The sequence below is a fragment of the Sulfurovum sp. genome, from assembly GCF_049668085.1.
Classification (GTDB): Bacteria; Campylobacterota; Campylobacteria; order Campylobacterales; family Sulfurovaceae; genus Sulfurovum.
Genome location: NZ_JBATIY010000033.1, coordinates 1 through 6,830, shown reverse-complemented (window position 1 = coordinate 6,830; position 6,830 = coordinate 1). Strand labels below are relative to the sequence as shown.

The window sequence follows — 6,830 nt, the reverse complement described above, 5'->3', positions numbered from 1 at the left end:
CTGTTGCTAATAACAAACTTCCTAATATAATGGCTATAGCTGTAAGCATGATCGGTTTTGCACGTGTTGCTGTGGCCATAGCTATAGCCTCTTTCTTTTCAATCCCCTCTTCTGCGATCAATGACTTTGAAAAGTCTATGAGTAGTAAAGAACTTCTTGCACTGATCCCCATGAGTGAGATAAAACCTATCAGAGATGTTGCCGTCAAAAAGAAATGCGTATCAGCGGCATAAAGTGATATCTTATCAGTGACCCAATGTCCTACAATAACCCCTATAATAGAAAGGAAACTACCAATAAGAACAATACCACTCAAAGCAAATGATTTATAATAGACAACCATTAACAAGAACATTAATACCAATGCAGCGATAAAAGCACCACCCAAGTCTCGGAAAGTATCTAACGAGACTTTCATCTCACCATCCCAACGTATGAGTATTTCATCCCCAGTCTGTTTATCTACCGCAATAAGATCGAACATGTAGGTATTGATCCCTGGTACTTTACTCATATTGTAGTCTGATTTAAGTACCTCTAACATCTTTTCTCTGGCTTCAAGTAGAGGATACACTTGACTCACCATATCACATTCTGCAGTGATAGTAACCATATTTTTAAGGTTTTTTCTAAAGATCGTAGGACTAGAATCCGCACTTTTTATATTAACTACTTCACTTATAGGTACCATCATTCCTTTATCATTCATAAGCTCCAATGAAACTAGCTTACTGAGCAATGAAGTTTTTGTATCTGCTTCTACATGCCGTGTTTCATTATTAAGTCTCAGAAAAATAGGGATTTGGTCTTGCTGATTCTTTGTATTTTTCTCAGCTATCGGCATCCCTTTAAAAGCAAGATAGATGATCTGATTGACCTGCTCAACATTAAGTCCACTCAGTATGATCTTCTCTTTATCCGGTACAAGATTATACTTGGTGTAAATATCATCCTGCATTACGTCTACATCAACCAATCCTTCTGTGTCTTCAAGTATATATGCGACCTGAGTTGCCATTTTTCGTAATGCATTTGGATCTGGATTATAAAGTTCTACAACGATCGTTGCCAAAGTAGGAGGGCCAGCTGGCATCTCTGTGAATTTAATAGATGTATTAGGGACTATATCTCCACACTCTTTTTTGATGAGAGGCCGTAAACGATGTGCCATCATATAAGTGGGCTCTTCCCGATCATTCTTATTTGTAAAGTTAAGGACAATTTCTGCCTGGTTTTTCAATCTTTTTAGTGCACTACCTTTGACAAGACCTGCATAATCAAGTGGTGCCCCCTGCCCCAGATATACTTCCATATCTGTGATCTCTTTTTCGCCCTTCAGGTAGTTTACTATACATGTCGTAACCGATTCTGTCTCTTGAACTGATGCATTTGTTGCTGTGTCAACATAGATAGTCATCGTGTTAGCACTTTTCCCAGGAAGCATACGTGCAAGTACCAGTTTTGTTGGGATCATCATCACTGAAGCTCCCATAGAAAAAAGAACGATGAGGGTGACGATCCACTTATTACGCTTACTGTTAATAATTTTGAGAACAATATTTTTCATCAGTTCACTTCCTTATCAAGCTTAGGATGACTCTCAAACTTGATAAATTTACGTGCAAGATATGGTGCAAATACATAAGCAACAAAAAGTGATATCCCAAGTGCTACAGGTACATTAAGAGGAATGGGTTTCATAAACTGTCCCATCATACCACCAACAAACCCCATAGGTATCATCGTGAGCATAATAGCAATAGTAGCGATATTTGTGGAAGGACCTATCTCATCTGTTGCCTGAATGATGATCTCATCAAATTCAAGCTCTTCAGACTCTTTAAGATGCAGCCTTCTGTGTATGTTCTCTATTACAATGATCGCATCATCAACGATCAATCCCAGACTCAAAAGAAATGCAAACAGAGTAATACGATTAATAGTTTGGTCTGTCATCAATGCGATGAAAAGTGTAGTCGCAAGAATCATCGGTACTGCAATGGTCACAACCAGTGATTCCCTCCAACCAAGAAAAGGTACTAAGATCAATGCAATAATAAGTATCGTGATCTCCAGATGGTGTACAAGTTCATTTACTGCCTCATTTGCCCTTGTACCATAATTACGTGTAACGATAAAACCAACACCATTCTTCAACAATTTTTCTTTATTTTTTTGGATCTCTTCTATAGCTCTTTCTGCTATTTTAACAGCATTTGTTCCTTTTAGTTTTGCGATGGTCATAGTGATCTGATCACCAGCATCACGGAAAAGGAGTGGACCATCTTTTACTTCATCATCAGAATGTTCTTTCCCTACCATACTTTCCTGGTACGTTATACTCGCAGAGTCAAAATTCTGAATATCATAATTATATTCCACTTTGGCAATATTTTTCAGATAGATAGGTGATCCTCTATACTGCGCAATAATCAGCTCGTTAAGATCGTCTACATCATCTAAGGCATTTTGGACACCAAAAACAACAAGATTACCTGTAGAAGTTGTTGTATCTATCTCTGGGGCATTCATAGAAATAGATTTAACAGCTTGGGTTACTTGACCTAAAGAGATATTATAAGCAACAAGTCTATGTAGGTCGACCAAGATATTAAATTGTGGTCTTTTCACACCTTTTAGTGTGGTTTTTGCTACATTATCAAGGGCATTAATATCTTGTTGAAGTTCACGTATGATCTTATAAAGCTTTATCGTATCGATGTCTGCATTGCCTGCTTTATAAAATGCTACAGTAAGTATAGGGATATCTATATCTATATCAAAAGGTTTTACCAAAGGCATCATAGTACCTTTGGGAAGTTGATCCATGTTCTGCATCACTTTATCATATAGTTTGAGGTTAGATTCTTCTCTGTTCTGACCGATGTAATACTGTACATTTATCATACCTGCATTATTCATGGCTGTACCGTAAATGTGCTCTACCCCTTTGATCTCACGTATACGTCTTTCAAGAGGTTTGACGATGACATTCGTGATCTCACTGGGTGTAGCACCAGGTATAGCAACGATAATAGAACCACCACTCACTTCTATCTGAGGGTCTTCTTCTCTAGGCATAATTTCCAATGAAATAAAACCTAAAAGTAAAATAGCAATGGCTATAACAGGGGTAAGAGGGTTACTTAAAAACCCTTTTGCGAGATGTCCGGCAATATTTTTTATTTTATACACTTCCATTTGAGAAGTATATCAACTATATACATAAATATAAGTAATATTAATTAAAGAATCGTGTTAAAATTAATATTTATTCCACCATCATTTCTTTTAGTGTCACTTTTACATTTTCTCCCAATGCATTTACATTATATCCGCCTTCTAAGAAGAATACAAAAGGCACATCTGCACTGTCCAAGATCATTCTGACAATTCTTCTTATACCTTCAGTGGTCACATTAAGTTGTGCCAAAGGATCACTTTCATGCAGATCATAACCTGCAGAGACCAGTATAATGTCAGGTTTAAAGCTATCTATACATGGAGGCAGGTTATTTTCATAAATATCAAGTAATTCACTGTCACTGCTTCCAGGCATCATTAAAAAGTTTGATGTATAACCTTCACCTTTCCCGCTACCCTTATCTGATTCTGCTCCTGTACCTGGATATGCATATGCTTGATGTGAAGAAAAATAGAAAACTGAATCATCTTCATAAAATGTATCTTGAGTCCCATTACCGTGATGTACATCAAAATCAATGATCATCACTTTTTTATATCCTATGCTTTGTGCATAACGTGCAGCAATGGCTATATTATTGAAGAGACAAAAGCCCATGGCTTGCATAGGTGTGGCATGATGACCTGGAGGTCTTACCGCACAAAATGCCCGTTCAAATTCACCTGCTCTTATGCCGTCCAATGAAACGGTCCCTGCTCCTACAGCCATTATTGCAGCATCATAGGAATCTATACTGCAAACGGTATCTGAATCAATACTTCCACCATATGCACTGACATTTTTTATCATTTCTATATGTTCAGACGGGTGTACAAATTCTAAGATACGCCCTGAAACACTTATGGGAGATTTCAATATTAATGAATCACGTAATGGTTCAATGGCTCTATTAATTGCTCTAAGACGTTGTGGAGATTCAGGGTGCATTGTACCAGTGTCATGTTTTAGATAGACATCATCTGTAATATAAGCTACTTTCATATCATTATTATACTCTATTTTTAAGTACCTCTACCTCCTCTTTCAATTTTTGTATCTCTTTTCTAAGTCGTTCATTCTCTTTTCGAAGACTATAAGGTTCCTGATTCCCTTCTTTTACGATACCTCTTCTCACCTCATTCTCTATAGCATCATCTATCAAGATATACACCACCTCTTTACCATTTTCCATAACAGTTTCAGTTGGTACCTGACCCGATTTACTCATTTTTACAACATTAAATATACTCAATTTATGTCTTGTTGCATACGCTTTAATAGTTATCTTTTCCATAAATGCTCCTACACAATTTCTTTATTTTTATAAGATATAATATGACAATTTTTATAAGGAATACACATGAATATTAAAAAACTTAACCCAATGATGCTATTGATTCTCATTTCTTTAGCTTTTAGTCCACTCGTATTTGCAGAAGCTAATGCACAGAAACTTAATGCAGAAGTTGATATGGCCATTAAAAAATTTAAAAAAGAGGTTCCAGGTGGAGAGAAATTTCTTTCGAAAGTAAAAGGTTACCTTGTTTTCCCTTCTGTATATAAAGGCGGATTTATCATTGGTGGAAAGTATGGAAAAGGTGCATTACGTGTGAATGGTAGTACAAAACACTTTTACAGTATGACATCTGCATCCATAGGTTATCAAGCAGGTGTTCAAGAGCATTCTGTACTTATTGCCTTTGTTTCAGAAGAATCTTTAAATAATTTTATGAACAGTAACGGATGGGAAGCTGGGGTAGATGGTTCTGTGATCATAGCAGACTGGGGGAAAATGAAAGATATCACATCCATAAGCTATGAAAAACCAATTATAGGATTCATGTATGGAGAACAGGGTTTAATGGCTGGTGTGAGTATAGAGGGTACAAAGTTTAAAAAGATCATCCCTTAATTCAATTTTCATATTATCACGTTTGATGGAAAACTTCTCCATCAAACCTCCTCAATCTATATTAAATCCTTTTTAGTTACTTTTTACTATTTTTTTTCTTTTTAGTACCTTCATCTATCTGCATAACTTATATAATGTGATATAATTAACGAATTTCAATTAAGGACAAATTATGAAAAAACTTAAGTTTCTACCTCTACTCTTTGTTGTGCTCTTAGCATTTACCACACAGTCAATGGCAACTTTAAGCTCTAAAAGTGAAATCGAAAATGATTCAAATGATGCGCTTAGAACATTTTATAAGGAAGTAAAAGGTTCAAAAAAATATTTGGAGCATGCAAAAGCTTATCTTGTCTTTCCTGATGTAAAAGAAGCAGGATTCTTTTTTGGCGGTAAATATGGAGAAGGTGTACTACGTGTAGGTAACGCTTCTAAAGCTTATTATAGTATCACTTCTGCTTCTGTTGGTTTTCAAATGGGTGCACAAATGCATCACATGATCATAGCTTTTACTTCAGATGCTGCACTCAATAAATTCCTTTTGGATGATGATGAGTGGGAAACTGATGTCGATGGTAAAATAACGATAGCAGAATGGAACTCAAAAGAGGAACTTGATGATACTGATTTTGAAGATGACATGGTCGCTTTTGTGTATGATGCAAAAGGTATGCTTGGTAGCTTTACTATGGAAGGTACTAGATTTAAGAGAATTAACCCTTAAATAACTCTTTCAAAAAAAACTTCTGCAAAGCTCTAAAGAGCTTTGCTTCTTAACTCTTTATACATAATTATATGACCTGTATTTTTATGTTATAATCAACGATAAAATAAAAAAATCAAGGACTAGTAATGAAAATACTTAAATCTATACCCCTCTTACTCATTATGCTATTGGCATTTAGTACAGCCTCAATGGCATCAATAGACACTGCACAAGAAATTGACAATGATGCAGATAAAGCACTCTTGGAATTTTACAAAGAAGTGCATGGTGGAAAAAGATTTTTAGACAATGCAAAAGGTTATGTGATCTTTCCAAAAGTAAGAGAAGCAGGATTTTTTATAGGTGGTATGTATGGTGAAGGTGCGTTACGTATAAATGGTGTGTCAAATAGCTATTATAGCATTGCATCTGTATCGGCCGGTTTCACGATGGGAGCACAAGAGTTTTCTTTGATCATTGCTATCACATCTGATGAAGCTCTTAAAAAATTCATGAATGATGATGATTGGGAAAGTGAGATAGATGTAAATCTTGCTATGTTTGACTATAATGCAGAAGAAGAAGCTGATGATGTAGATTTTGGATCAAATTTGGTTGGCTTTGTGTTTGACTCAAAAGGTATGATGGGTAACTTTACATTTGAAGGTACACGATTCGAAAGAATTACACCTGATGCTGACTAAGTATTAAACCGATCTTTATAAGAACACTTCTGGCAAAGCTCTTCGATAGCTTTGCCCTCTTTAAATCCCTCTAACATATTCACTGCACGTTTTGAAGTTAAAATCTCATCCAGTGTATTTTTATGTAAATCTCCAAGTTCTATAATGCCATCACAATCCAAACAACAAGGTACTACCTTTCCACTGGCTAAAACAGCTATATGGGATTGTAAGCCCTGACAAGTGCCATCTCCGTAGTTCTGATTATTTAAAGATGGCCATTCAAAATAATTATCAAAATGTACAAGTACTTTAGATGCCAAACGTATGGATCTTGGCCTCTCT

General features: G+C 35.9%; 8 protein-coding genes. 3 read left to right on the top strand and 5 right to left on the bottom strand.

What is annotated here, in order from left to right:
• The 4 genes from WBM70_RS02385 to WBM70_RS02370 form a co-directional block, all read right to left on the bottom strand.
• Nucleotides 1-1,567, bottom strand: a 1,567-nt coding sequence (locus WBM70_RS02385) for an efflux RND transporter permease subunit (RefSeq protein ID WP_424556917.1), incomplete at its 3' end; no start/stop codon positions are given.
• A complete protein-coding gene (locus WBM70_RS02380; RefSeq protein WP_424556916.1) occupies nt 1,567-3,201 on the bottom strand; it encodes an efflux RND transporter permease subunit in 1,635 nt (544 codons plus the stop codon). The genes WBM70_RS02385 and WBM70_RS02380, both read right to left, overlap by 1 nt.
• A gap of 70 nt (nt 3,202-3,271) precedes the next feature.
• A complete protein-coding gene (locus WBM70_RS02375; protein ID WP_424556915.1) occupies nt 3,272-4,186 on the bottom strand; it encodes a histone deacetylase family protein in 915 nt (304 codons plus the stop codon).
• Between the two features lie 7 nt (nt 4,187-4,193).
• Nucleotides 4,194-4,478 (bottom strand): hypothetical protein, encoded by a 285-nt coding sequence (locus tag WBM70_RS02370; protein ID WP_424556914.1) that lies wholly within the window; start codon nt 4,476-4,478, stop codon nt 4,194-4,196.
• 66 nt (nt 4,479-4,544) lie between these two features.
• Here WBM70_RS02370 and WBM70_RS02365 point away from each other — a divergent pair, with 66 nt between their 5' ends.
• The 3 genes from WBM70_RS02365 to WBM70_RS02355 all read left to right on the top strand — a co-directional run bounded on the left by WBM70_RS02365 (nt 4,545) and on the right by WBM70_RS02355 (nt 6,506).
• Nucleotides 4,545-5,096, top strand: coding sequence for a YSC84-related protein (locus tag WBM70_RS02365; RefSeq protein WP_424556913.1), 552 nt, complete (start codon nt 4,545-4,547; stop codon nt 5,094-5,096).
• Between the two features lie 172 nt (nt 5,097-5,268).
• On the top strand, nt 5,269-5,820 hold the full coding sequence (locus tag WBM70_RS02360) for a YSC84-related protein (protein ID WP_424556912.1): 552 nt from the start codon (nt 5,269-5,271) through the stop codon (nt 5,818-5,820).
• A gap of 128 nt (nt 5,821-5,948) precedes the next feature.
• Nucleotides 5,949-6,506, top strand: coding sequence for a YSC84-related protein (locus tag WBM70_RS02355; protein WP_424556911.1), 558 nt, complete (start codon nt 5,949-5,951; stop codon nt 6,504-6,506).
• Here the strand turns inward: WBM70_RS02355 and WBM70_RS02350 are convergent.
• Nucleotides 6,503-6,830 (bottom strand): SPASM domain-containing protein (locus WBM70_RS02350; protein WP_424556910.1); only part of this gene is annotated, 328 nt, incomplete at its 5' end. The genes WBM70_RS02355 and WBM70_RS02350 overlap by 4 nt on opposite strands.

Coding starts and splice junctions, on each gene's coding strand:
- WBM70_RS02380 (WP_424556916.1), bottom strand. CDS start 3,201: ATGGAAGTGTATAAAATAAAAAATATTGCCGGACATCTCGCAAAAGGG.
- WBM70_RS02375 (WP_424556915.1), bottom strand. CDS start 4,186: ATGAAAGTAGCTTATATTACAGATGATGTCTATCTAAAACATGACACT.
- WBM70_RS02370 (WP_424556914.1), bottom strand. CDS start 4,478: ATGGAAAAGATAACTATTAAAGCGTATGCAACAAGACATAAATTGAGT.
- WBM70_RS02365 (WP_424556913.1), top strand. CDS start 4,545: ATGAATATTAAAAAACTTAACCCAATGATGCTATTGATTCTCATTTCT.
- WBM70_RS02360 (WP_424556912.1), top strand. CDS start 5,269: ATGAAAAAACTTAAGTTTCTACCTCTACTCTTTGTTGTGCTCTTAGCA.
- WBM70_RS02355 (WP_424556911.1), top strand. CDS start 5,949: ATGAAAATACTTAAATCTATACCCCTCTTACTCATTATGCTATTGGCA.